Origin of the sequence: Flavobacterium defluvii (assembly GCF_900129555.1) — a bacterium.
Taxonomy (GTDB): domain Bacteria; phylum Bacteroidota; class Bacteroidia; order Flavobacteriales; family Flavobacteriaceae; genus Flavobacterium; species Flavobacterium defluvii.
The window spans coordinates 1-25,687 of the sequence record NZ_FQWC01000001.1; the positions used below are offsets into that span (position 1 = coordinate 1).

The window sequence follows — 25,687 nt, forward strand, 5'->3', positions numbered from 1 at the left end:
GATTTTAGATTTTAGATTTTAGATTTTAGATTTTAGATTTTAGATTTTAGATTTTAGATTTTAGATTTTAGATTTTAGATTTTAGATTTTAGATTTTAGAAAAAAACCTCGATCAAATTAAAAATTTGATCGAGGTTTTTTTCTATTTCTTTGAACCTTTGTCTCTTTGTCCCTTTGCCCCTCTGAACCTTAAAAAAACTATTCTCTCGGCCTTCTCTTCCCTCCTTTTTCAGATCCTGTAAAGTTTCCGATTTTATAAGCTACAGAAAACATTACATAACGTCTTAAAACTGTGTTTTCTTCATCGCGAATAGCCGTTGCGGAAATGGTTCTAGTGGCACTTAAATTTTGGTTTAAAACATCATACACTTTAACTTTTGCGTAAAGCTTTTTATCTAAAAATCCATAGGATATACTAGTATTCCATAAGTAAAAATCTTTTTTAAAATCACCCGATCTATTAGAATTATAAATATATCCAAAATCATTTCCGAAAATTAAATTTTCCGGCCAATAAGTTGTAGTCTGTAAATTAATTCGGTGAACCACATTTGAAGTGGCATCTCTTGAATAATTTTCGTATTTAGACTGATTGTATGATAAATTATAAGATGGCGCAATAGTTAATATTTCTCCATAATCATAAGACAAATAAACTTTTGGCGTAATTGAAGTTGATTTTGCATTATATAAAACTCCATTTGTAAATCCTTTATCAAAAGAATAACCGGCATTTAATCCTAATCCATATCGTAAAGTATGTGCACCGGATTTTACAGATTGGTTCCAGTTTGCACCAACAGAAGCATTATAAACTCCGGAAATATTGACATAAGTTGTAGTTCTTTTTCCGTTTTCATCATAAATTGAAGTCGAAACAATATCATTATCATAATAATCTCCTTTTAAATACACACTATAACCGGAACGCGAACGAAAATCGTAATTTTTAAAATTGAAATTAATGCTGTTTTTTTCAACCGGATGTAAATCCGGATTTCCCACAATTGTATTCAACGGATTATTCAGGTTTACAACTGGCATTAACTGCGCTGCAGATGGCAGTGCATTTGAATAATCATATTTAAAAGATAAATTTTTAGAACGGTTGAATTTATATCTCAATATAGCAGTCGCAAAAGGCAATACGTATTTTTTACTTAAATCTGTCGCATTATTTAAGTATAATGAATGATTATCAAAATTTACAATCGAAGTCCGGCTGTCTAGATTTAATGTAAATTTATTTTTTTGAAGCGTAATCCCAACTTTTGGTGTAACCGAATTTTGAACTGAACTTGTGTAATTACTCAAAGCCAAATTCAAATCGCTATATTCCTGTGTAGCGGGATCAAAATTAAAAGTCTTTTCGTCATTTATTGTTGTATTCCAATCAAAATCAGATCCAAATCTTACTCTTAAAGAATCTGTAATGGGTTCGGTATATTCGATATCTGCCGAATAAGCATCACTACTATTTCTCTTTTTTGTAGTTTGATTTCTTTCGTCATTTGGCTGATTGCCCTGATAGAAAATAGTTTCAGACAGATTCAAACCATTCGAATCGCTATTTGTGTTATTATTGGTAAAAACAAAACTTAAATTTCGGGATTTCTTTTCAAATGTTTTATTGAAGTTGATTGTGTTTCCAAAATTCAGATTATCACTTTCAGCATACGATTTAGAATTACTTTCGTTTAAAGCATTTCCGTTTTCATCTTCAGAAAAACTATTTGAAGTCGAATTACTGTTTGTTCTGGACTGGTTTAACTTTGGCGCAATCACAATTCTCATACTCGGATCAATTTTGTATTCTAATTCAAAATTGACATTGTTTCCTGTACTTTCATTTCTCGTTTTAGATTCTGCCTGAGTAATAATATTTCCCGTTGGCAGGAAACTAAGCTGATTTGATTTGCTGTCGTTATTATTAATTGTATTCGAAAAATTATAACTTCCCATAGCCAGCAGGTCTTTAGTCCAATCATCAGAATAGTTAACTCCGACTAAATTGGATTGTGTTATTCCTTTTCCGCTTCCTCCAGAATTCGAATTTCCTCCTCTTCCGCTGCTGTTTCTACCGCCTCCCATATTATCAAAAACGTCATCCATAGAAAATCCGGTCGAATTGATATTATTTGAAGAAGCCAGCAGGCTAATTTTCTGTTTATTATTAAAGTAATTTAGGTTAACATTGGCTTCATAGCGGTCATCAGTTCCGTAACCGCCCATTACTTTACCAAAATAACCTTTGTTTTTCTTTTCATCAATAGTAATATTAATGCTCGAAAAATCTGATGTCGATTCTTGTTTGGCCAATTCTTCTTTCTTGGTTTTAAAATCAGAAACCTGAACTTTTTTAATAATATCTGCCGGTAAATTTTTGATGGCAATTGCTCCGTCTTTGTCAAAAAACGTTTTTCCGTTTACCAAAACCTGATTGACTTCTCGACCATTTACAGTAATTTTTCCATCATTGTCGACATCAAATCCCGGTAATTGTTTTAATAAAGTTTCGACGTTTGAATCCGGGCGGACTTTATAAGAAGCGGCATTAAATTCTAACGTATCCTTTTTAATCGTTATTGGTGCAGCTTCCGTTTTAATAACAACATCGTTTAAGGCATTTACATTCTCCAGCATGTAAATTTTACCAAAATCTTTGCTTTCTGTAAGTCCTTTATATTCCTCAAAATAGGTTTGATATCCCATATAACTCACCTTCAAAAAAACAGATTTTTCATATTTTTTGATATCCATTCTAAAAGCACCGTTTTTGTCTGTAGTGGCATATTCGATAACGGTAGAATCTTTTATAGTAGTAAAATAAACTGTTGCCATTTCCAGTGGCAACTGGGTATTGACATCTAAAATAGTGCCTTTTAAAGTAATATCATTTTGTGCACTGGCAGCAAAGACGAAAAGGAAGAAAAATGATAAAAATGAATAAATTCTGGTCATAAATATTTGGTTAGTTAGGTAGTTAGACTGCAAAAAACCAAAAAGGTTTAATTGTGTTTTTAACATTTATCCAGATAATATGCCATTTAAACATCGAATAAAAAGAAAGCCCTCAAAAATGAGGGCTTTCTTTTTATTTTTCTCTGATATAAATATCAATTGGAACTCCTGCGAAATCCCAATTGTCACGAATTTTATTTTCCAGATATCTTTTATATGGTTCTTTAACGTATTGCGGCATATTGGCAAAAAATACAAACTGAGGGGTCTGCGTTGGCAATTGCATGCAATATTTAATTTTTACATATTTTCCTTTTGTCGCCGGCGGCGGATAAGCTTCAATAACTTTCAACATATATTCGTTGAATTTTGAAGTTGGAATTCTTTGTTTTCTGTTTTCAAAAACCTGAACAGTTGCTTCTAATGCTTTTAATAAACGCTGCTTAGTTAAAGCCGAAACGAATAAAATTGGCACATCTGTAAATGGCATTAATTCTTTACGGATTTTTTCTTCGTAATCGCGGCTTGACATAGTATCTTTTTCTACCAAATCCCATTTGTTTACCAAGATTACAACCCCTTTACGGTTTTTCTCAGCAAGCCAGAAAATACTCTGATCCTGACCTTCAAAACCACGAGTAGCATCGATTACCAATATACAAACATCTGCATGCTCAATTGCTCTTACAGAACGCATTACAGAGTAAAATTCTAAATCTTCTTTAACTTTTGCTTTACGACGAATTCCGGCAGTATCAACCAAATTAAATTCAAACCCAAAACGATCAAATTTTGTATCGATCGCATCACGAGTTGTTCCTGCAATATCGGTTACAATATAACGATCCTGTCCAATTAATGCGTTGATAAAACTAGATTTTCCAGCATTCGGACGACCTACAACCGCAAAACGTGGTAATTCTTCTGCAACTTGTACTGGTTCTGGTTTTTCAGGAAATGCTTCAATTAAAGCGTCTAATAAATCTCCTGTTCCGCTTCCAGAAATACTCGCGAAAGTATAATAATCTCCTAAACCAAGATTATAAAACTCCACAGCATCTTTTTCGCGCATTGCGTTATCTACCTTATTTACAGCCAATAAAACTGGTTTTGTTACTTTACGAAGTAATTTTGCAACCGTTTCATCCATTGGTGTAATACCTTCTTCAACATCTACAACAAAAATAATAACATCGGCTTCGTCGATAGCAAGTTCTACTTGTTTACGAATTTCACCTTCAAATACGTCATCAGATCCGCGAACGTATCCTCCGGTATCAATGACAGAAAACTCTTTTCCGTTCCACTCGCTTTTACCATAGTTTCTATCACGGGTAACCCCAGATACTGAATCTACAATAGCTTCTCTTCTTTGTATCAGCCTATTAAAAAGGGTTGATTTCCCTACATTAGGTCTTCCTACTATCGCAACAATGTTATTCATTTTTTTTGAATTTTAGACTTTAGAGTTTAGATTTCAGATTTTTAGCTTCCTAAAAATCTAATCACTTGTAACCCAAATGCCTTATTTAAATTTTTTGCAAAGGTAGTTAAAAAAAGTTGCTAAGATGCTACGTTTCTAAGTACCTCTATTTTTGTTTCAAATTTCAGGTTTAAAGTGTCAAGTTTTAGGCTCTGGAGTTCAACTTGAAACCTGAAACTTGAAACATTTATAAACTATTGATTATAACCAAATCGTTTCAGCATATTAGCATTGCTTCTCCAGTTTTTATTCACTTTTACATACAGTTCAATATGAATTTGTTTTCCGAAGAATTTCTCTAAATCGGCACGTGCATCGGTTCCTACTTTTTTAAGAGCAGCGCCTTTATGTCCGATGATAATTCCTTTTTGAGTATCGCGTTCTACCATAATTACAGAACGAATTCTGATAATATTATCGTCTTCAAGGAATTCTTCTGTTACGATTTCTACTGCATATGGAATTTCTTTGGCGTAATTTAAAAGGATTTTTTCACGAATGGTTTCGTTTACAAAGAAACGTTCAGGTTTGTCTGTTAACTGATCTTTAGGATAATAAGCCGGAGATTCTGGAAGTAATTGGATAATTCTGTCAAAAACTTCCGGAACATTAAAATTTTGAAGTGCCGAAATTGGGAAAATTTCTGCATTTGGCACTTTTTCCTTCCAAAAAGCAACCTGTTCTTCTAATTGTTCCTGATTTGAATTGTCGATTTTGTTTAGTAATAACAGAACGGGAATTTTGGCATAAAAGATTTTTTTAAAGAAATCTTCATCTTTTAAGTTCTGCTCTCCTATTTCGACCATGTAGATTAAAATATCAGCATCTTCAAAAGCCGATTTTACGAAGTTCATCATCGATTCCTGCATTTCGTAGGCCGGTTTAATAATTCCGGGAGTATCTGAAAGTACCAGTTGAAAATCTTCGCCATTTACGATTCCTAAGATTCTATGACGTGTTGTTTGCGCTTTTGAAGTGATGATTGATAACCTTTCTCCAACAAAGGCGTTCATTAGTGTCGATTTTCCAACATTTGGATTTCCGATGATGTTTACAAAACCTGCTTTATGTGACATTTGCGTAATATTTATTTTGCAAAGGTAGTCATATCAAGTTAATACGGAAAATAAAACTTTTTTTTAAATTTTCGTTGGAATTCTCAAAAATCGGCGTATCTTTGCACCCGAAACATCGCGGGATAGAGCAGTAGGCAGCTCGTCGGGCTCATAACCCGAAGGTCACAGGTTCGAGTCCTGTTCCCGCTACTAAGACAAAGCTTCAGAGAAATCTGGAGCTTTTTTGTTTATGGTTTCTGTTTTGCTGATAGCATTATAATTCGTATTTGACAAATCATTCAAAATACAAAAACAACTTCCCTTCAAAGCAATTATCTAAATCAGTTGCAGTATTTTTTAACTGTCACTATTTGTTAATTAATAATTCTCTTCTTTTAACCTTTTGTTTCTATCTTTCTTTTGGGAAATATAAATTCGATTACTGATTAACGATACAATTAAAATGAGTATTCCAAAAAACAAAGCCCCATTACCATCAATTGATTCCGCATTCATATTAGTTCCTAAACGAGTTTTGTAAGGCTGACCTGTTGACAAAATATTATTTAAATTCATATAAATACCAACTGCAAAAAGTATGAGGCCGATAAAAAAACATAAACCAGAAAATATCTTAGTTGAGTACATTGCAATTGATTTAATTTGTTGGGAATTTGTTAACTTATATATGACAAAATCACACAAAACCACCCACTTTTAATTGATAAGAATGACATGCGTCATAATTTACTTTAACCAAATATATTGATAATTCTTTAGGTAAATTATTCTTGTCGATTTTTTAATTCAAAATTTAATGCTATGAAAAGAGAAAAATATCTAAAAACAGGAATTGAAGAGAGTTTATTAAAAATCTAATTCTTAACATTTAACTCGTTGGGTTCATATCCGCAGCGGCGGACACAGGTTCGAGTTCTGTTCACGCTATAACAAAGAGAATCAGGAAATTGGTTTTCTTTTTTATTTTCTAAATATATTCGTTGAGACAATGAAGGTAGTAATTTAGATAAGGATTACTTTTCCCCTGTTGGTGTGCGAGTCCCGCTGGTGCCACAATTTTTATTTTTTCAGGGCGAAACATACACAGAATTTTTCAACATACAAAATACAACCATCACAAAACATTTTTTCTCTATCTTCCCAAAATAAAATTCTCCAAAAATGAACCACCTGTTTTCAATAAAAAAATCATTTTTATTCAGCTTTGTTATACTGATAAGTTATTTTTTAGTTTCTTTCCACTTAAAAAATACAGAACCAACCACTGCTGACAAAATCAAAAAAGTGCTTGTTTTTTCTAAAACTAACGGTTTCAGACATGAAAGTATTCCTGCCGGAATCGCAGCGATAAAAAAACTGGGACAGGAAAATCATTTTACGGTAGATGCTACCGAAGACTCTCTGGCAATTAATCCTAAAAACTTAAAGCAATACCAAGCCGTTATATTTTTAAGCGCCTCAGGTCATGTTTTAGGCGAAAATCAAAAGTTGGCTTTGCAAAAATTTATAGAAAAAGGAAATGGTTTTGTAGGTATACATTCGGCTACAAACTGCGAACCAGACTGGTCTTGGTATACACAAATGATTGGCGGAATTTTCGAAGGACATCCTGAACCGCAAAATGCTAAACTCATTGTTGTGAATCACGAACATCCATCTACAAAACATCTTCCGGAAATTTGGGAACGAAAAGACGAATGGTATAATTTCAAATATTTAAATCCAGACGTAAATGTGCTTATAAAAATTGATGAATCTTCATATAAAGGTGGTAAACACGGCGATAATCATCCTTTGGCGTGGTATCACGAATATGATGGCGGCAGAGCATTTTATACTGCTTTAGGACACAGTCCTGAAAGTTATAGTGATCCTCTTTTTGCACAGCATTTGCTTGGTGGAATCATGTATGCTATAGGTAAATAAAGTTCATACTTTTGTTTTATTCAAATTCTGTTTACGCTCACAATAAAAGAACGTTGAATGAAACGTATCAATTACATCAATGAGAAAATACTCCATCCGCAAAGAATTGAAGAAATTATCATTAAAACTTTAGATGTACTTTTTAAATATCCTGCATTTTTAAATTTCAAAAAGATAATTACTGCTATTCCTGATGCAATTATATCCATACTAGTTAAGAAAAAAGCATTAGCAATAAACTTAGGAAATAAACTAAGATAAGCTGTTTTGGTTTCTTCAAATTCAGTGTATTTCGTGCACATGTATATCCACCAAATTTTATTTAAGATGCTAATTATTAGCAACACTACGCCAACAATATAAATAACCGATTTGTATCTAAAATTCATATCTATCTATTTTAAAATTAGAAAACCTCAAAACTGCACAATTGTGTGACAGTAATGAGGCCCGCTAAATACTATATGTTAGTCGATTCAAATTGTTTAAGATCTCGGGTGTTTTTTTGTACAGCAAGAGCAGAAAACAATCCTAATACAAACGACATTCCGAAAAATCCTCTTTCACTTAGTAATAAACTGGCGTTCCAAAGTCCAATTATTAATAATACTATCGAGGCTATGGTACTAAACCAGCTTATACTGTAATATAAATCGGTTACGGGTATGCCTTCAAGTCTGTCTCTTACACTTTTTTGTACTGATATTACAGAGAAAAGACCAAAAAGGAGAATCGTAAAATAGTATCCTTTTTCATTGTAAGCCATAGCTGAATTATAAAGACCAATACAATACGAGGTCATACCTATAAGTAATGTCATCCAGGATGCTCCTACGAAAGCAGCACTTGGTTTTAATGGACTTGATCCATTATTTAATCTTGCATTTTTTAATTCTGAATTGTTGTTTAATTCATTTGATTTTAGCGGTTCCATATTTTTTATGTTTTTTATAATTATGAAGCAAATGTCAGAATCAAACAGGAGTTGTGAAAATCAATTTATTTAAAAAACTGACGATATAAATTTTTAATTAATTATTTTTACCCTCATAAAACCCTAACTTATGAATGCTTTACAGGAAATATCAAACATGATGAATGAATCAGAAAAAAAGGCATTTACACAATATCTTTCAAAAAAAAATAAGCGCAAAGATACAGGTAATATAGAATTATTTAATTCTTTAAAAACTGATGATATAAAAATTAAAAAATATATTTCAAAGGATAAAAAAAGTTCTGATGCCTATCATGCTCTCAGGAAAAGACTTTATGACAATATGATTGATTTCATGGCAAATCGAAGTTTTGAAAATGATACCTCACAAGAAAACACAATTCTTCGCCTTATAGTTGTAAGTCGTTTATTTTTTGAACATAAATTGATAAAAACAGCTTTTAAATGTCTTGCGAAAGCAGAAGAAACCGCATTAAATATTGAGCACTTTAGTCTTCTTAATGAAATCTATCTGACCCAGATACAATTTGCCCATTTTAATTTATCAGAACCAATCGAAAAAATAATAGAGAAATTTAAAGCCAATAAAAAACAGCTTGAATATGAGCAACAGCTTAATTTAGGTTATGCAGTTTTGCGTCGCGAACTTGCTGCTATTTATCACGAAAGCCGGATAGTAGATTTTCAGGCACTTATAAAAAATACAATTGAAACACATGGAATATCTTTAAAAGAAGGATTAACTTTTAAATCTCTATATCAAATTCTGTTTATTGCAAACGAATATGCTTCTATAAACAACAATTTCTCACTTATTCAGCCTTTTGTCATTAAAAGCTATCGATTTATTAGTAAAAAAAACGATTTGATTGATAGACATTTATACTATCATATATACATCTTATACTTTATTGCTAACTTTTATTTTCGAAATGGTCAGTTTACAAAATCTTTGCACTATCTTAATTTAATGTTTTCAGAGCTTCAGAAACAATCAGGAAAGTATTATGAACGTTTTTGTCTTCGATATTTTTTATTATTAGCCTTCAATGAAAATTATCTTGGTAATGCTCAAAAAGCAATAGAAATTGCAGAGAAAGCTCTTTCTTCAAACAAAAAAGCAGATCCTAATGATAGTAACGATATTCGTCTTATGCTGATCGTTTTTTATTTACAGCAAAATTCCGGTCGCAATTCTATAAAAGAAATGGCAAAATTAAACCATACCGACAATTGGTATGAAAAAAAAATGGGTATGGACTGGACTATCAAAAAGTGTCTTGTCGAAATCCTTTTACATGTAGAACAAGAAAACATCGAACTGGCTATCTCCCGAATAAAAAGTTTTAAACGACGATATAAAAAATACCTTTTGACGGTAAATGAAGAACGTGTTGTTCAATATCTTTTATTTGTAGAACAATATGCCATGAAACCTGAAATTATACAAACACAAAAATTTCAAAAAGCAATAGAAGATTTTATAATTACTTCTCAAAACGGTCCTAAAGATATTTTAATCATGAGTTTTTTAGCCTGGTTATTGGCAAAAGTGAGACGAAAAACGATTTATCAAACAACCTTAAATCTCCTTACGACCTACTTCCCTACTGCATAGTCTAATAAAAAATTAAGAATTGAGACTCTATTTTCTCCTTAACAAATTAAAGCTTTTAAGAAATATCTGAAGTTTTTTTAACCATACTGAAATATTTTTTATTTATAAACCATTAATTTTTAACTTCTTAAAAACAACCACAAAAATTTTTAAAAATTCTTTTTGCACATTCCAAAAATAATTGCACTTTTGCACCCGCATTAGAAAAGCAGGTCCGTTCGTCTATCGGTTAGGACGCCAGGTTTTCATCCTGGTAAGGGGGGTTCGATTCCCCCACGGACTACTTATCAGAGAAAAGCTTCAGAGAAATCTGGAGCTTTTTTTATTTTCTTAAAATCACTTTTGTAAGGTTAACCAGTCAAAAACCTACTTATAGCATTAAATACTATTTTCTTAGTCGCTTTACTTTCTAATTAGAATATGTTTTTTATAAATTTGCAGCAAAATCCGCAGCAGTATTATTCGCAAAAATCACAATTACAACAAGCGAAAATCTCTCATTTTTTCATTAAAAAGAATAATTTAACGACACAATGCTAAAAAAACACAACCCCCTTATTTTAATTTTTACCTTTTTAAGTTTATTTTTTTCCACCAATTCATTTTCTCAAAAAAGCCTTTATGCCGGAATTGAAATTGGACGCAGAGCTATCAAAGTCTCTGTTCTGGATGTAAACAACATCAGAAAAGCTGATTATAAAATTCTTTCGTTCTGGACAGAAAGAATTCCTTTTGCAGATCATATTGCTGCTAACGGCGAATTGACTCAGGAAGATATTGACAGAACTACTGTAATTGTTACTGATCAATTGAATAAAATAAGAGCCGAACACAAAATTCTTGAGGAGAACATCTTTATCGTAGCCGCTCCAGTTTTTTCATCTGCACGCAACGTTGATGTTTTAAAAAATAAAATTACAACTCTTACAAATAAAGATCTTGAAATCCTTAATGTAAACACAGAAGCTAAAACACTGGTAAAAGGTGCTATGCCTCCGGTTGATTATGCTAATGCTTTCTTACTTGATATTGGTGCACAAACTACTAAAGGCGGTTATATTGATGAACTTGAAGACAATAAATTAGAGTTTATACCTCTTGAGCTTGATTTCGGTACAATGACTCTTACTGATGCCGTAAAGAAAACAGTTGTAAATCCGTCTCAGGCAAATGATATGTCAACTTATCAGGAAAAATCTTTTGATTTTAACTCGATTCTGCGCAAAAAAGTTCAGGAAATGCTGGACAAAAATCCTCCTTTGGTAAAAAAAGATAAAATATACTTATCTGGTGGAGCAGTTTGGGCTTTTGCAACTTTATACTATAACGAAAATGTAAAAGAACATTACGTTTCTTTAAGCCTGCAGGATGTTATCGATTATGATGCTATTTTGAAAAATAATTTTGTCAAGTTTACTAACCTTGCAAAAACAAATAAAGAAGCTGCGAGAGTTTTGAGTACATACGATCAAAAATATCTTATTTCTGCAAATAATATCCTTGTAGCCTGTTTAGAAAGTATTCCGAATTTAGAAAACAAAAAAGTTTTCTTTGTTAAAGAAGGACAAACAATCTGGCTTATCTCATTTATTGCAGATCGCTCTAAAAAAGTAAATACAAATTTTTAAATATCATTTCTTCAATCATAATTATCAAAGAGAACTTATTAAGTTCTCTTTTTTTATGCCGTAAAATCAACGTTTTTGAGCTTTTTTACCACAAAGAACAAACATCAAACAACTAACTGAATTTCAGTAATTTAAAAAGTAAAAATACGCTAAAAAAAGGGGAAAATTCCCCTTTTTTTATAGCTTCTCATTGTTCTAATTTAGCCAAACTATAAGCCTTGTTTCTATTACAAGTTTTAACCAAAGCCAGAAACCCCCATCTCTCGTTTTTTAATCTGCGCCGTGAAACTGATTTCTTTCGGTAAACTTTCATATAGTATTATTATAAAATATTACAAGATGATTTATGAAGTTATTCAAATAATTGCAGAACAAGTAAACAACTATCTCGACGAAATTGGGCTAGAAAAAAGTGTTGTACCTGAAAACATTGCTTTTTTAGAATCCCACAATGATGATATGGAGAATCCGTTAGAAGACAGTGTTATACTTACGCTAATAAATATAGATGAAGAATCAACTTTAAAAAACTTCCCAAATCATACTGTCAAAAACGATAAAACAATTTACCAAAACAGTATTATCAATTTAAATCTGTATTTGCTATTTAGCGCTAATAGAGACAAATACATCAATTCTCTTAATGATATTTCAAAAATAATAGCCTTTTTTCAGGGTAAAAAACTCTTTACACAAGCCAATACTATTTTCAACAGAAATAATGTCGCAATGTCTAATATTGACAACTTCAAATTTACTGTCGAACTCTACACTCCCACTTTTGAAGAACTAAATTATATCTGGGGAACACTTGGCGGCAAGCAGCTTCCGTCGGCTTTATATAAAGTTAGTATGATCCAGATTGAACGCAATATCGCTCAGGGCGAAGGACAGCTTATAAGCAAAGTTAAAGGTGTAACCAAAACAAAAGACCAGTCATGAGTTTTTCTATTACATACGGATTGTTGTTTGAAGTAACGCTGTTTCACAATTATTTTCTGAACAGCGGCGAAGAAACTTTTGCAGGCATGTCTGCTGCAAATAAAGAAAAAATGCTGCAAAACTTTGGTATTAGTGCATTTACAACAATAGAACCAACACTTGAAACCAATGCTATACTGAAAAACTACAAAATGATATTCAAAAAAACCAAAACCGGTTTTAGAGTATACATCAAAGTTAAAGAAACAGATGAAACCGATCCGTTTATAAAAACTCCTTTAAGTCTAAATTTGAAATTTTTAATTGCAATCAACGATTATCAATTTGAAAATTACACCAATCTAGACTTTGTTCCAAATCAGGTATTCTTATTTAGTAATGCTAAACCGGCAACAGAACCCGCTTCATTCGAATATCTTCCAAAAATAAACGACAACAAATTAATTTCAGATGCCTTTTTAGTATCCGAAGAAACTACTGCCAATTTAATTTCGGCACTGCATACATCAGAACAGCAAGATATCTTCGGAATTGTTTCCTTAAACCTCAAAGGCGACAATGTTCCCGGAAATATTGTAACGAATGCAGGCAAAATACTGAGTCCAAATTTCAAAATCCATTTTGATAACCGAAAAACACTTTGGAAATACATCAATACAAAAACCGCTGCCGAAATTGAGACCAATGCACCAAAACCATTAACACGTTCTGGTTTTGTCGAACTCGACCCTCTTACCGATTTTACTCCGGCAGAACCGGCAGACAGCCATTATCCAAATCCATCGGTAAAATCAATTACAAAAATCAATGGTGATTACTACTCTGAAATATTTATTTAATAATTAAAAACAATTAATCATGGCAACAACTTACAAAACACCCGGGGTATATGTTGAGGAAATCGTAAAGTTCCCTCCTTCCGTTGCCCAGGTAGAAACAGCAATTCCGGCCTTTATTGGCTATACCGAAAAAGCTGTTAAAAAAGTAGATAACGATTTGAAAAACATTCCTACCCGAATTACTTCTTTACTGGATTACGAAACGTATTTTGGATTTGCCTATCCAGAAGATACCATAACAGTAAATGTTACCGATGTTGTAACCGACAATGTTATAACCGAAAGAAATATAGTGGTAAATCAGCCAAGTGCTCCAAAACCATTTTTAATGTATTATTCGCTTCAAATGTATTTTGCAAACGGCGGAGGCCCATGCTATATCATTTCTGTAAATAGCTATGAAAATAATACCGGAAATCAAAACACTGTTCTTTTTGATGATTTAAATGATGGATTGGATTTATTAAAAGCTGAAGACGAACCAACTTTAATATTGTTTCCAGATGCAAAAGCATTAAGTGCCGATGAATTTTATGCCTTATATTCAAATGCCTTAATGCAGTGCCACGATCTTCAGGACAGATTCACTATTATTGATACTTATACCTCAACTGATGTTGGAGCAGATTCTCTAACATTAAGAGGCAAAATTTCTCTTGAAAAAGATTATCTGAAATACGGAGCTGCTTATTATCCTTATCTCGATACTATTCTTGATTATCGATATAATGAAGATGATATTTTAATTACACACATTACCAATGTTCCTGATGCTATTTCTACAGCTTTGAGCGAAGTTCAGGGTATCCTGACAACTATTCCGCTTACTGTTACTAATTTAATTGAAGTAACTGATGATGACACAGATGGTACAAACGATTTAATTGAAGGAAGCATTGCAAATGTCCTAAAGTATATTGACGATGCCACAGGATATGATAACACAGGAGCCGGAACATTTACGGTGGCAAAAACAGTCGCTTTCGTTCCTCTTTTAGAAACGTTAACAGGACATTTGGGTACTTTAATTTCGGCTAAAGAAAAAATTCAAAATGCTGCGAATTCCGCCATTGCATCTGTAGAAGAAGTTGCCGGAGCAGGAAATGATCTTCAAACTGCATTGAATACATTTGTTGGTTTATTCGAAGGCAGCAACAAAATAGAAAAAGTAAGAGACAACCTTGTTGATTTAACTGCAAAATTAAAGGCCGCAAATACCCCTTTAAAAGTACAGCAAAATGTAAAAACCAATACTACAAACGTAATTTCAGAAATTGCAAAACTTCTTGCTTTTAGTGCACCTGCATCAATTACAGACTTACCGGATAATACTTTAGCTATTACAACTGATGTATTAAATCTTTCTTCAGGAACAGATGATATTGTAACCTTAATTGAAAACATTAAAGATGAAATTACACTTCTTAATAATACTGATATCAATAATGGCGCGATGAACGGCCGTTACCTTGGCGATATTGAAGGTCTAGATAATAAATCATACAATGCTATAAAAGCAGAGATTTTAGCACTTCCGCTTACACTTCCTCCAAGCAGCGCTGTTGCCGGTATTTATGCCCGTGTAGATTCTAACAGAGGTGTTTGGAAAGCGCCTGCAAACGTGGGCATAAACTATGTAGTAAAACCAGCTTTAAAAATAACTAATGTCGATCAGGACAATCTTAATGTAGATACCGTAGGCGGTAAATCCATTAATGCTATCAGAAGTTTTACAGGCAAAGGAACCTTGATTTGGGGATCAAGAACGCTGGCTGGTAATGACAACGAATGGCGCTATGTTCCTGTTCGACGTTTCTTTAACATGGCCGAAGAATCCATCAAAAAAGCAACAGAGCAGTTCGTATTTGAACCTAACGATGCCAATACCTGGATTAGAGTAAGAGCCATGATCGAGAATTTCTTAATTCTTCAATGGAGAGCCGGAGCACTAGCCGGAGCAAAACCAGAACAGGCTTTTTATGTGAGAATTGGTTTAGGGCAAACAATGTCTGCTTTGGACATTCTGGAAGGCCGAATGATTGTTGAAATCGGAATGGCAGTAGTTCGTCCGGCTGAATTTATCATTTTGCGTTTCTCTCACAAAATGCAGGAATCTTAATTAAAATATCAACATTAAAAATATAAATCATGAGCTATCCGCTACCAAAGTTTCATTTCTCAGTTGACTGGGGTGGAACAAAAATAGGGTTCACAGAAGTTTCCGGATTAGACGTAGAAACTGAAGTAATCGAATACCGTCAGGGAGCAAGTCCTGAATACAGTAAGATTAAAATGCCAGGCATGCAGAAATTCTCAAACATAACATTAAAAAGAGGAACTTTTGCAAGCGACAATGAATATTACAACTGGTGGAATACAGTAAAACTAAACACCATAGAAAGAAGAGACATTACAATAAAACTTCTAAACGAAGAGCACGAACCCGTAATTACATGGAAAGTAAAAAATGCATGGCCTACAAAAATTCAATCGACTGATTTGAAAGCCGATGGAAATGAAGTTGCTATCGAATCTATGGAATTGGTTCACGAAGGTTTATCTATTCAAAATGACTAGTCATGGCTAATTATTATCCACCTGTTGGTTTTCATTTTTTAGTTGAATTTGAAGGTCTTGGTTCGAAAGAAAAAGATCATCAGTTTCAATCGGTTTCCGGTTTGTCTGTCGACATAGAAACCGAAGAAATTGCCGAAGGTGGAGAAAACAGATTCAAACACAAGCTTCCGGTAAAGACAAAATATCCAAACCTGACTTTAAAAAGAGGAATTCTGATTGATTCTGTAGTTATTGACTGGTGCAGAGATGCCATAGAAAACTTCTCTTTCAAACCCGTAAACCTGACAATCAAACTGCTGAATGAAGAACATCAGCCTTTGATTTCATGGAACGTTGTCCATGCTTATCCTGTAAAATGGGCCGTCGAAGATTTTAATGCCGAAGAAAGCAAGCTCGTTGTCGAAAGCTTTGAGCTTACCTACAATTATTTCACCTTAATTAAAAGTTAGTTATGCCAATAGAAATAAAAGAGCTTCACATTAAAATTAACGTGAACGAAGGATCAAAACAAGCGCCTCCGCCCAATGCTCCAAAAAGCAAAGACGAAGACCCTGTAGCTGAATGTGTAGAACAAGTAATGAAAATCATCGAACGTAAAAAAGAACGATAGCCATGCCAGGAGAATTAGAAAAACTAAAAGTAGTTGCATATAGTGACCCGGAATTCAACAACAAAATTGCTGATGGCGAATTTTCTACGCTGATGAATCCTGAAAAGTATACCTATCACTATAAAATCGAAACCGATGAAACTCAGGCTTCTGGAACAAGTACGGTTTCTCCAAGGTTCAATAAAAAATTACCTGAAAACCTTGAACTCGATTTTGTTTTTGATCGTTCCGGAGTAATTAACGGTTACGCAAGCTCGAATGATGGGATTATCGATGACATTGAGAAATTCAAAAAAGTCATTTTGGATTACAATGGAGATGAACACAAACCCAATTATCTCGTGATTTCCTGGGGAACATTGCTTTTTAAAGGTGCTTTGACAGAAATGGATGTTGAGTTTAAACTCTTTAAACCCGACGGAACTCCAATAAGAGCAGTTGCAAAAGCAAAGTTTCAGGGTTTTGTCGAAGATAATCTGAGAGCAGCCAGAGAAAATAACAAATCGCCAGACTTAACACATTACAGAACAGTAAAAGAAGGTGATACGCTTCCATTAATGTCGTATCACATTTACGGCGATTCTAAGTATTATCTCGAAGTTGCGAGAGTCAATAACATAGTCAATTTCAGAAAATTAAAAACCGGACAAAAACTCTTTTTTCCACCATTACAAAAACAATCCTGATGAACAACAGCGGAGTCATACAAACCAGTAAAAGCGCCGATTTAGTAACGCATAAAATTTTAATTGAAGGAACAGAGTTATCGAAAACCTATCAAGTAAAAAGTATTGTGGTACAAAATGAAGTAAACAGGATTCCTATGGCTCAGATTGTTTTGATAGATGGAGAAGCTTCTGAAAGAGATTTTAAATTGAGTAATGAAGATCTTTTGATTCCCGGAAAAAAAATTGAAATAACTGCCGGTTATCATAATGATGAAGAAACGATTTACAAAGGCATCATCATCAAACATTCGATTAAAATAAAAAGCAGTGCTTCTTTACTCATTATCGAATGCAAAGACGAGGCCGTAAAATTAACTATCGGGAGAAAGAGCAAGTATTTTTATGATGTAAAGGACAGCGAAGCTTTCGAAGAAATTATTGATGCATACGGATTGGATAAAGATGTTGAAGCAACAAATTTCAGTCACAAAGAACTGGTTCAATACAATACTTCCGATTGGGATTTTGTAGTTTCAAGAGCGCAGGCAAATGGTAAACTTTGTTTTGTCGAAAACGGAAAAATCAAAATCAGTAAACCTGATGTAAGTTCATCGCCAGTCGAAACCGTTACTTTTGGAGCAACTTTACTTGATTTTGATGCCGAAATTGATGCCCGAAATCAGTTTGCAAAAATATCTTCTTACAGCTGGAATTATACCGATCAGGAATTGGTAGAAGTCGAAGGAACTGATCCCGCTGTAAATTTAAACGGCAATCTTTCTGTTTCTGATTTGTCTGATATTATTAAACTTGAAAATCTCGAATTACGTCACGGAGGTGCCATTACAGAAGTTGAACTTCAGGATTGGGCGGATGCTAAATTATTGTTTCAGCAATTATCGAAAATTCGCGGAAGAGTAAAATTTCAAGGCATTCCGGCTGTAAAACCTAATACCATAATTACACTCGAAGGCGTTGGCGACCGATTCAACGGAAACGCTTACATAACAGGAGTTTTTCATGAAATAAATGAAGGAAACTGGACTATCGACGCGCAGTTCGGGTTAAATCCGGAATGGTTTTCAGAAACGTTTGACATTCATACACCAACAGGTTCGGGAATAATTCCGGCCATAAAAGGACTTCATGTTGGAATTGTGACTCAGTTAGAAGAAGATCCAAATGGTGAAGACCGAATTTTGGTAAAAATTCCAATTATCAACAATGATGAACAAGGCATTTGGTGCCGCGTGGCTTCGCCGGATGCAGGTGATAAAAGAGGTGTTTTTTTCAGACCTGAAATTGAAGATGAAGTAATTGTGGGATTTATAAACGAAGATCCCAACAATGCCATCGTTTTAGGAATGCTTCACAGCAGCGGAAAACCAGCTCCAATTACAGCTTCTGATGACAATCATCAAAAAGGAATTGTAACCCGAAGCGAAATGAAAGTTATGTTCGATGATGATAAAAAATCCATCGGAATTGAAACTCCGGCCGGCAAAAAAATTACGCTCGACGAAGATCAGGGTATCATCAAAATTGAAGACGAAAATTCAAACGTAATTACGATAGACAGCAACGGAATAAAAATGGAAAGTGCCGGAGATATTGAAATAAAAGCAACCGGAGATGTAAAAATTGAAGGAACAAATGTTTCGCTAAAAGCCAGCGCTCAGTTTAAAGCAGAAGGAAGCGCAGGTGTAGAAATGTCATCGAGTGCCACTGCTATTCTAAAAGGAGGTATCGTACAAATAAATTAAGTTATGGGAGCACCAGCTGCAAGAATTTCAGATATGCATGTCTGTCCAATGGTTACCGGAACTGTCCCTCATGTGGGCGGCCCTATTTTACCTGCAGGCGCACCAACCGTATTAATTGGCGGAATGCCCGCTGCCTGTGTTGGTGACATGGCCACTTGTTCGGGCCCGCCCGATAGCATTGTTGCAGGTTCTGCAACGGTTTTAATTGGAGGCAAACCTGCTGCCAGAATGGGCGATTCAACAGCTCACGGCGGCTCAATAGTTGCCGGATTACCAACAGTATTAATTGGTTAGTTATGGAAACAGCACAAGATTTTTTGGGCATTGGATGGAGTTTTCCTCCTGAATTTAAAAAAAGCACCAAAGCAGTTACAATGCTCACTGACGAGGATGATATAAAAAGCAGTCTGGAGATTTTGCTTTCGACTAAAATTGGCGAACGTATAATGCAGCCCAAATACGGCTGTAATATGGACGAACTGCTGTTTAATCCATTAAACCGAACCTTAAAAACGTTTGTTTCTGAACTGATTAAAACGGCAATTTTATATCACGAACCAAGAATTGATGTTGAAAAAATCGACATCACACAAGGCGATGATTTGAGCGGCGAATTATTAGTAATTATCGATTTTAAAGTTCGCGCTACCAATTCAAGAATAAATATGGTTTATCCATTTTACAAACAAGAAGGAACCAATTTATAAATGTTTAAAAGATGAGTAATTGTACTACTATATTGAGCGTTTTGGCTTCTAATGGCAGCGACCAAAAGCAGCGTTATATCAGTGCGTTACAGCCTGAAAACATTCGCCTTAATGATTTTGAAATTACAGACTGGATTTTGTTTGCCCATAATTTTTCTGAATATGTAAATTATTATGATACTTCAAATCCGGAAAAACCTTCAGGCGACTGGAGATCTTTTTTTGATTTCTTTAAATGGAACGGCGAAAAGCCATCTATAGAAAATCAAATAAAACTGGACAGAGTTAAAAAAGAACTCACAGATTTAATTGAAGAAAACAAAAAAGAATTTGCCATTACACCGCATTTAACTTTGTTTCTTACTTTTTTAATGCTGCTCGAAAACAGTAAAAAAAGATACAACAACCTTACAAAACGTCATCTTGATTTTTATTATAAAGAAATTCTAAATCTTGACAAACTTCCTGCAACACCGGATAAAGTGTATATGATTTTTGAATTGGCAAAAAATGCTGTTCAGGAAAGAATCGAAATAAAAACAGGATTTGACGGCGGCAAAGATGCTTCTGGAAAAACGAGAAACTATTATACAAACAACGAATTAATAGCTAATAAAACCATCGTTTCATCTTTAAAAAATGTTTACAACGATGTTGCTTCAAAAAAAATAAAAGCCAGTCCAATTGCCAATTCTTATGATGGCCTGGGCGGCGCTTTTCCAGATAAAAATAATACACAATGGTGGCCTTTTGGTTATATCGATGAAACGAATATTTTACCGGAACTGCCAAATGCAAATATTGGTTTTGCGGTGGCCTCTCCTATTCTTTTTTTGGCAGAAGGCAAACGAAGCATTCAAATGACTTTTACTTTTCATGATAATATTACTGCAAACGTAACGGCTGCAACAATTAAAGAATGTTTAAGTCTTCAGTTAACCACAGCAAAAAAATGGCTTGAAATTGCAGAAATCTCATCATCATTAACGATAAAATCCGGCAGTACTTATACTACTTCTATCAGCGGAAAAGTTATGAAAATTGCTTTTCTCTTAGATGAAAGTGCAGATGCCATTACGGCTTATGATCCGAAAATATACGGTGAAGAATTTGCAACAAATCTACCTGTTGCAAAATTCTATTTAGACATCACAAAAACAAGTGGTTATGACATTTACAAATCATTTGCAGAAAATCAGTTAGAGAGCATCGTCATTAATGTAGATGTTCAAAATATTTCGAGTGTAGTTTTAGAAAACGATCACGGATTAATCAATGCTGCAAAACCATTTTTCCCGTTTTCGACACAGCCAGTAGACGGGTCTAATTTTTTGGTAAAATACAGCGAAGCTTTTGCTAAAAAGTGGGAAAATATCAATATCGATGTACTTTGGAAAAACACTCCTGCCGATTTTGTAGAACATTATAAAGCCTACAAAACATCTGCCTTAAGTACTATTAGCGTAGGTACATATAAATCCAGTGTATTGAATTCTTCTAACGGATTTGTAAGTACTGGAGGTATCGTAACATCAAACAGTTATTTCCAATTTCAGCCTGCAGTTTTGTCTGATAATATATGGCAGAATTACGGAAGTGCTGCTGCTTTATTCACCTCAACAAGTCCGTTTAAAACGGCATTAAATGTTACCAATTCTAATTATGCCACAGAAAAAAATGGCCAGTTAAAACTAACCTTAACAAAATCATTTTTACATAGTTTATACCCGAAAATTTATGCTCTGGCACTTTCTACTGATGATGATAATGTAGTCGTTCCAAATGAACCTTACACACCGCTGGTTGAAAAGCTTGTTTTACATTATACTGCTGTAGAAACTACAAAATTTGTAAAAACAGGAACACAAACTTTTGAAGAAGTTTATACCAAAAACAGAGCAAAATTATTCCACATTCACCCTTTTGGATATTCAGAAGAACACAGTTATCTCAAATCACTTTTGGATTATGTAGAAAACGAAAATTCATATTTACTGCCAACATATTGCAAAGGCGGAGAATTGTTTATTGGTTTAGAAAATGTCGAAGACTTACAACAGATAACATTACTATTTCAGGTATTAGAAGGAAGCGAAAATCCAACAACACCCTCTTTTACAGGAAAACAAAAAATAGAATGGTCGGTTTTGGGAAATAACGAATGGCGTATTCTTAATTATGCTGATATTCTATTAAATGAAACCGACAATTTATTACAATCGGGAATTTTGAAATTCAGCTTACCAAAAGAAGCTACTCAAAATAATACAAGACTCCCTAAAAATTATATTTGGCTTAAAGCCAAAATGCATAAAAAATTCGATGTTGTCTGCAAGATGATCGGTATTCATTCGCAGGCAGTTTTGGCCTCTTTTCAGGATAATTCTAATGATTTATCGCATTTAAATTCCGGATTACAAGCTGGAACAATATCAAAACTCCTCCAAAGACAAAGCAATGTAAAATCGGTTACGCAGCCCTACAATAGTTTTGACTATAAACCCGAAGAATCAGATCCCGAATATTACAAAAGAATCAGTGAACGCCTTCGTCATAAAAACCGAGCCGTTACCATGTGGGATTATGAACATATTATTCTGCAAAAATTTCCCGAACTGTACAAAGTAAAATGCCTTAATCATACTTGTGATTGTTCATATCAATCGCCGGGAAATGTAACGCTGGTAGTAATTCCGGACACGGTAAATAAAAACGTTTTTGATATTTATCAGCCGCGCGTAAGTACAGCAACACTTAACAAAGTCAAAAACCATATTGATAAACTAAATTCTCTGCATGTAACTACTTATGTAATTAATCCAAATTACGAAGAAGTTAAAGTTGATCTGAAAGTAAAATTCAAACCAGGTTTTGATGAAAATTTCTATCTGCAGCAGCTCAATTCAGATATCATAAAGTTTTTATCGCCATGGGCACTCGACAAAAATATCCCTATTGTATTTGGCGTCAGCATTCACTTAAGCCAGATTATCAATTACATCGAAAAACTAGGTTATGTTGATTTTCTGCAAGATGTAAAACTTTTAAAAAACGGAGCCTTATCTGATAAAATTGCTGCTCCATCGAACCCAAAATCGATTTTAGTTTCGGCAAAAAATCATTTCATAAGCACCAATGTTATACAATGTACTGTTAACACCATAGAACCTCAGGAAGAATGTCAACTATAAACCAACATATCAGCATCGCAAAAAATGTCAATTCTAATGATGACATGAGTTTTGAATTTCTTCGAAAAAAAGGAATCGAATACATTGAATCATTAGGAAGTCAGTTTTGGACAGATTATAACACGCACGATCCCGGAATTACGATTCTAGAAGTGCTTTGTTATGCCATTACCGATCTGGGCATGAGAATTAATCTGCCAATCGAAGATTTGTTAAGCAACAATTCTAACCCAATTGACGAACAGTTTTTTTCGGCTGCGGAGATTTTGCCAATGCAGGCCGTTACAGCACTTGATTACCGAAAAATTTTAATCGATATTGATCCAAAAAGAATCAAAAACTGCTGGCTTCAAAAAACAACTAAAAAATTATTTGTGAATTGTAAAGAAGCCAAAATTTCGCTTAAAAAAGAAGACTTTTCGGCTACACCAGAAGCTTTTATTAAAGAATCGCAAATCAAAGGATATTACAATATTCTGGTAGATTTTGATGAAAAAGATCTGGCTAAAAAGACTTTGCTTAAATCTCAGATAATCGAAAAATTTCACGCAAACAGAAACCTGTGTGAAGATGTTTTAGAAATAAAAGAAGTTGAAATTCAACCTATTGCCGTTTGTGCTTTAATCGAACTTGAGCCAGAAGCAAATGAAGAATATGTTCATGCCTTAATCACTTTTGAGCTAGAAAAATATTTATCGCCAAGTATCAAATATTATTCGTTAGCCGAAATGTTTGCAAAAGGTTACACAACCGATGAAATCTTTGAAGGGCCTTTTCTCGATAACGGTTTTATTGATTCTGCCGAATTAGAAAATTCGTCTTTAAAAACAGAAGTCCGCCTTTCGGACATTATGCAGATTATCATGAATATCCAAGGCGTAAGCGTAATTAAAGACATTTCGCTAAACAATTGCGATGCTATAGAAACTCAAGGAAGCGTTTGGAATATTTGCATTCCTGCAAACAAAAAACCAAGTCTTTGCAATAAAAGCACTTTCAATTTCAGCAAAGGCGTTCTGCCGGTTACGGTTAACAAAACAAAGGCAAAAAAATATCTTGAAGATTTAAAAGAAGATTTTGCGTATTCTCAGCAAAATGCTGCTAAAAACAGAGAAATAAAAATACCACAGGGAAGAATTGTAGAATCTGATTTTTATACCAGCGTTACCAATAATTTCCCTGAAAATTACGGCATTGGCGAAATTGGACTTTCAGAATCTGCAAGTGCAGAACGAAAAGCAAAAGCCAAACAATTAAAAGGTTATCTGCTGTTTTTTGATCAAATTTTGGCGAGTTATTTTAAACATTTAAGCAATATAAAAGAATTGCTTTCTCTAAACAGCGATTTACCAAATACATATTTTACTCAGCCCATTTCTGATATGACAGGTTTTGAGGAAATTGTAAACGATAAATATTTATCTGCAAGTGAAGAAAAGCTAAACGAATTGCTTTTTGGCGACTTAGACGATTCTATTAAAAGACAAAACCAGATAAAAGATCATCTTATTGCACGATTTGCAGAACGATTTGCAGAATACGCTTTTCTAATGAAATCCTTATACGGCGCTGCTGCAGATGAAATCGTACTGCAGAACAAATCCGATTTTTTAATCAATTACGATACAATAAGCGGTAAAAGAGCAAGCGGATTTAATTATTTCAATCAGCCTTTATCCAATCTTTGGAACACTTTTAACGTAACCGGATTAGAAAACCGTATTGCTGGTTTATTAGGAATTAAAGGAGACAGAAATCCAGATACGGGAAAAAGAGGAATTAAAAGAAAAAATATCTCTGATTTGTTTGTTCAGCTTTACGATCCAAGTCCGGGCGTGGCTCCAAATCTTTTTAGATGGAGAATCAGAAACAGTCTGAATAAAATAATCTTAACCGCTACCGAAGATTATGAAGATCAACTGAAAGCGATCAAAGAAATGTATTTTTCGATTTTGAAAATTTACGAAACAACCGAAAAGGAAATCGAGCATGCATTTGAAACACTTTTTGAAAACAGGGCAAACGGAATTCCTTTTAAAGATACCGTTATTAACACTTTTGAAGTAATAGAATCCGACACTCATAAATATTCGTTTCATATCATAAATCCGGAATTTGTTGATGACCTCAGCAATCCCGACAGGATTATTGCCCGTCAATACAAACTTCATCTCACATTAGAAGATGTAAAAAAGGCAATGCTTGACTTGCTAAAATTCTTTAAAGAGGAATTTAGCGATGAAGGAATTTTTCTGGTAGAACACATTCTTTTGGTTCCAAATCCAGATGAAGCAATTGATGATACGTATTACATACCGATATGTGTGGACGATTGCTCAGATACTTGCTGTACGCCCAATCCATATTCGTTTAAAATCAGCGTCGTATTGCCCGGATATACATACCGCTTTGCCGATGTTGATTTTAGAAATTTTGCCGAAGATGTAATCCGACAGGAAATTCCGTCTCACATTCTGGGAAAAATATGCTGGATTGGATATCGAAAAGATCAAATCACTCCAAAAGATAATGACTTACTGGATTTTGAAAGGGATTTTAAAAATTTCCTTTTGGATAAAACGAAAAATAAACAGGATGCTTTACCAAAATTCATCAAATCATTATCAAAATTAAACTCTGTTTATCCAACCGGCACATTATACAATTGCGTCGATGAAGAAGAAGATATTTCAGGAAAAATAGTATTAGGAAGAACAAATTTAGGAACAATATAAAAATA

The 25,687-nt window shown here is 33.8% G+C and carries 21 protein-coding genes and 2 tRNA genes; 18 read left to right on the top strand and 5 right to left on the bottom strand.

Annotated features, from left to right (window positions below; translation table 11 throughout):
• Window positions 1-198: 198 nt before the first annotated feature.
• From BUC29_RS00005 to era, 3 genes are all read right to left on the bottom strand, one after another.
• A complete protein-coding gene (locus tag BUC29_RS00005; protein WP_073412219.1) occupies window positions 199-2,961 on the bottom strand; it encodes an outer membrane beta-barrel protein in 2,763 nt (920 codons plus the stop codon).
• A 133-nt stretch (window positions 2,962-3,094) separates the two neighbouring features.
• Window positions 3,095-4,405, bottom strand: coding sequence for a ribosome biogenesis GTPase Der (der, locus tag BUC29_RS00010; protein ID WP_073412220.1), 1,311 nt, complete (start codon window positions 4,403-4,405; stop codon window positions 3,095-3,097).
• 233 nt (window positions 4,406-4,638) lie between these two features.
• A complete protein-coding gene (era, locus tag BUC29_RS00015) occupies window positions 4,639-5,520 on the bottom strand; it encodes a GTPase Era (RefSeq protein ID WP_073412221.1) in 882 nt (293 codons plus the stop codon).
• Window positions 5,521-5,636: 116 nt separating this feature from the next.
• Here era and BUC29_RS00020 point away from each other — a divergent pair.
• Window positions 5,637-5,709 (top strand) — tRNA-Met (locus BUC29_RS00020).
• 168 nt (window positions 5,710-5,877) lie between these two features.
• Here BUC29_RS00020 and BUC29_RS00025 read toward each other — a convergent pair.
• Complete coding sequence (locus tag BUC29_RS00025; protein WP_139260359.1) at window positions 5,878-6,147, bottom strand: hypothetical protein; 270 nt, start codon at window positions 6,145-6,147, stop codon at window positions 5,878-5,880.
• Between the two features lie 534 nt (window positions 6,148-6,681).
• Between BUC29_RS00025 and BUC29_RS00030 the strand changes: the two genes are divergently transcribed.
• The gene (locus BUC29_RS00030; RefSeq protein ID WP_073412223.1) at window positions 6,682-7,446 is read left to right on the top strand and encodes a ThuA domain-containing protein; all 765 of its coding nucleotides are present in this window, start codon (window positions 6,682-6,684) and stop codon (window positions 7,444-7,446) included.
• A gap of 57 nt (window positions 7,447-7,503) precedes the next feature.
• Window positions 7,504-7,707, top strand: coding sequence for a hypothetical protein (locus tag BUC29_RS00035; RefSeq protein ID WP_073412224.1), 204 nt, complete (start codon window positions 7,504-7,506; stop codon window positions 7,705-7,707).
• Between the two features lie 199 nt (window positions 7,708-7,906).
• Here the strand turns inward: BUC29_RS00035 and yiaA are convergent, their stop codons facing one another.
• Window positions 7,907-8,380, bottom strand: coding sequence for an inner membrane protein YiaA (yiaA, locus tag BUC29_RS00040; protein WP_073412225.1), 474 nt, complete (start codon window positions 8,378-8,380; stop codon window positions 7,907-7,909).
• 130 nt (window positions 8,381-8,510) lie between these two features.
• On the opposite strand from yiaA, the gene BUC29_RS00045 reads away from it, so the two are divergent.
• From BUC29_RS00045 to BUC29_RS00110, 15 genes are all read left to right on the top strand, one after another.
• A complete protein-coding gene (locus tag BUC29_RS00045) occupies window positions 8,511-10,022 on the top strand; it encodes a hypothetical protein (protein WP_073412226.1) in 1,512 nt (503 codons plus the stop codon).
• Between the two features lie 211 nt (window positions 10,023-10,233).
• Window positions 10,234-10,305 (top strand) — tRNA-Glu (locus BUC29_RS00050).
• A gap of 250 nt (window positions 10,306-10,555) precedes the next feature.
• Window positions 10,556-11,650: a Ppx/GppA phosphatase family protein gene (locus BUC29_RS00055; protein ID WP_073412227.1), complete on the top strand. Its 1,095-nt coding sequence runs from the start codon at window positions 10,556-10,558 to the stop codon at window positions 11,648-11,650.
• Window positions 11,651-11,989: 339 nt separating this feature from the next.
• The gene (locus tag BUC29_RS00060; protein ID WP_073412228.1) at window positions 11,990-12,592 is read left to right on the top strand and encodes a Pvc16 family protein; all 603 of its coding nucleotides are present in this window, start codon (window positions 11,990-11,992) and stop codon (window positions 12,590-12,592) included.
• Window positions 12,589-13,431, top strand: coding sequence for a hypothetical protein (locus tag BUC29_RS00065; RefSeq protein WP_073412229.1), 843 nt, complete (start codon window positions 12,589-12,591; stop codon window positions 13,429-13,431). Before BUC29_RS00060 ends, BUC29_RS00065 begins: the two co-directional genes overlap by 4 nt.
• Before the next feature lie 19 nt (window positions 13,432-13,450).
• A complete protein-coding gene (locus BUC29_RS00070; RefSeq protein WP_073412230.1) occupies window positions 13,451-15,550 on the top strand; it encodes a phage tail sheath family protein in 2,100 nt (699 codons plus the stop codon).
• A 29-nt stretch (window positions 15,551-15,579) separates the two neighbouring features.
• Window positions 15,580-16,008 carry a phage tail protein gene (locus tag BUC29_RS00075; protein ID WP_073412231.1) on the top strand — a complete coding sequence of 143 codons (429 nt, stop codon included), beginning with the start codon at window positions 15,580-15,582 and terminating at the stop codon, window positions 16,006-16,008.
• A 2-nt stretch (window positions 16,009-16,010) separates the two neighbouring features.
• A complete protein-coding gene (locus BUC29_RS00080) occupies window positions 16,011-16,457 on the top strand; it encodes a phage tail protein (RefSeq protein WP_073412233.1) in 447 nt (148 codons plus the stop codon).
• A gap of 2 nt (window positions 16,458-16,459) precedes the next feature.
• On the top strand, window positions 16,460-16,618 hold the full coding sequence (locus tag BUC29_RS21430; protein WP_167369511.1) for a DUF5908 family protein: 159 nt from the start codon (window positions 16,460-16,462) through the stop codon (window positions 16,616-16,618).
• Between the two features lie 2 nt (window positions 16,619-16,620).
• On the top strand, window positions 16,621-17,304 hold the full coding sequence (locus BUC29_RS00085; RefSeq protein ID WP_073412235.1) for a CIS tube protein: 684 nt from the start codon (window positions 16,621-16,623) through the stop codon (window positions 17,302-17,304).
• Window positions 17,304-19,049 (top strand): type VI secretion system tip protein VgrG, encoded by a 1,746-nt coding sequence (gene vgrG, locus BUC29_RS00090; protein ID WP_073412236.1) that lies wholly within the window; start codon window positions 17,304-17,306, stop codon window positions 19,047-19,049. The genes BUC29_RS00085 and vgrG overlap by 1 nt, the downstream gene beginning before the upstream one ends.
• Before the next feature lie 3 nt (window positions 19,050-19,052).
• Window positions 19,053-19,343, top strand: a complete 291-nt coding sequence (locus BUC29_RS00095) for a PAAR domain-containing protein (protein WP_073412237.1) — start codon at window positions 19,053-19,055, stop codon at window positions 19,341-19,343.
• Between the two features lie 2 nt (window positions 19,344-19,345).
• Window positions 19,346-19,756, top strand: a complete 411-nt coding sequence (locus BUC29_RS00100; protein WP_073412239.1) for a GPW/gp25 family protein — start codon at window positions 19,346-19,348, stop codon at window positions 19,754-19,756.
• 11 nt (window positions 19,757-19,767) lie between these two features.
• Window positions 19,768-22,947, top strand: coding sequence for a baseplate J/gp47 family protein (locus BUC29_RS00105; protein ID WP_073412241.1), 3,180 nt, complete (start codon window positions 19,768-19,770; stop codon window positions 22,945-22,947).
• Entirely contained in the window at window positions 22,935-25,682 is a 2,748-nt protein-coding gene (locus tag BUC29_RS00110) for a hypothetical protein (RefSeq protein WP_073412243.1), read from the top strand. Before BUC29_RS00105 ends, BUC29_RS00110 begins: the two co-directional genes overlap by 13 nt.
• Window positions 25,683-25,687 lie beyond the last annotated feature (5 nt).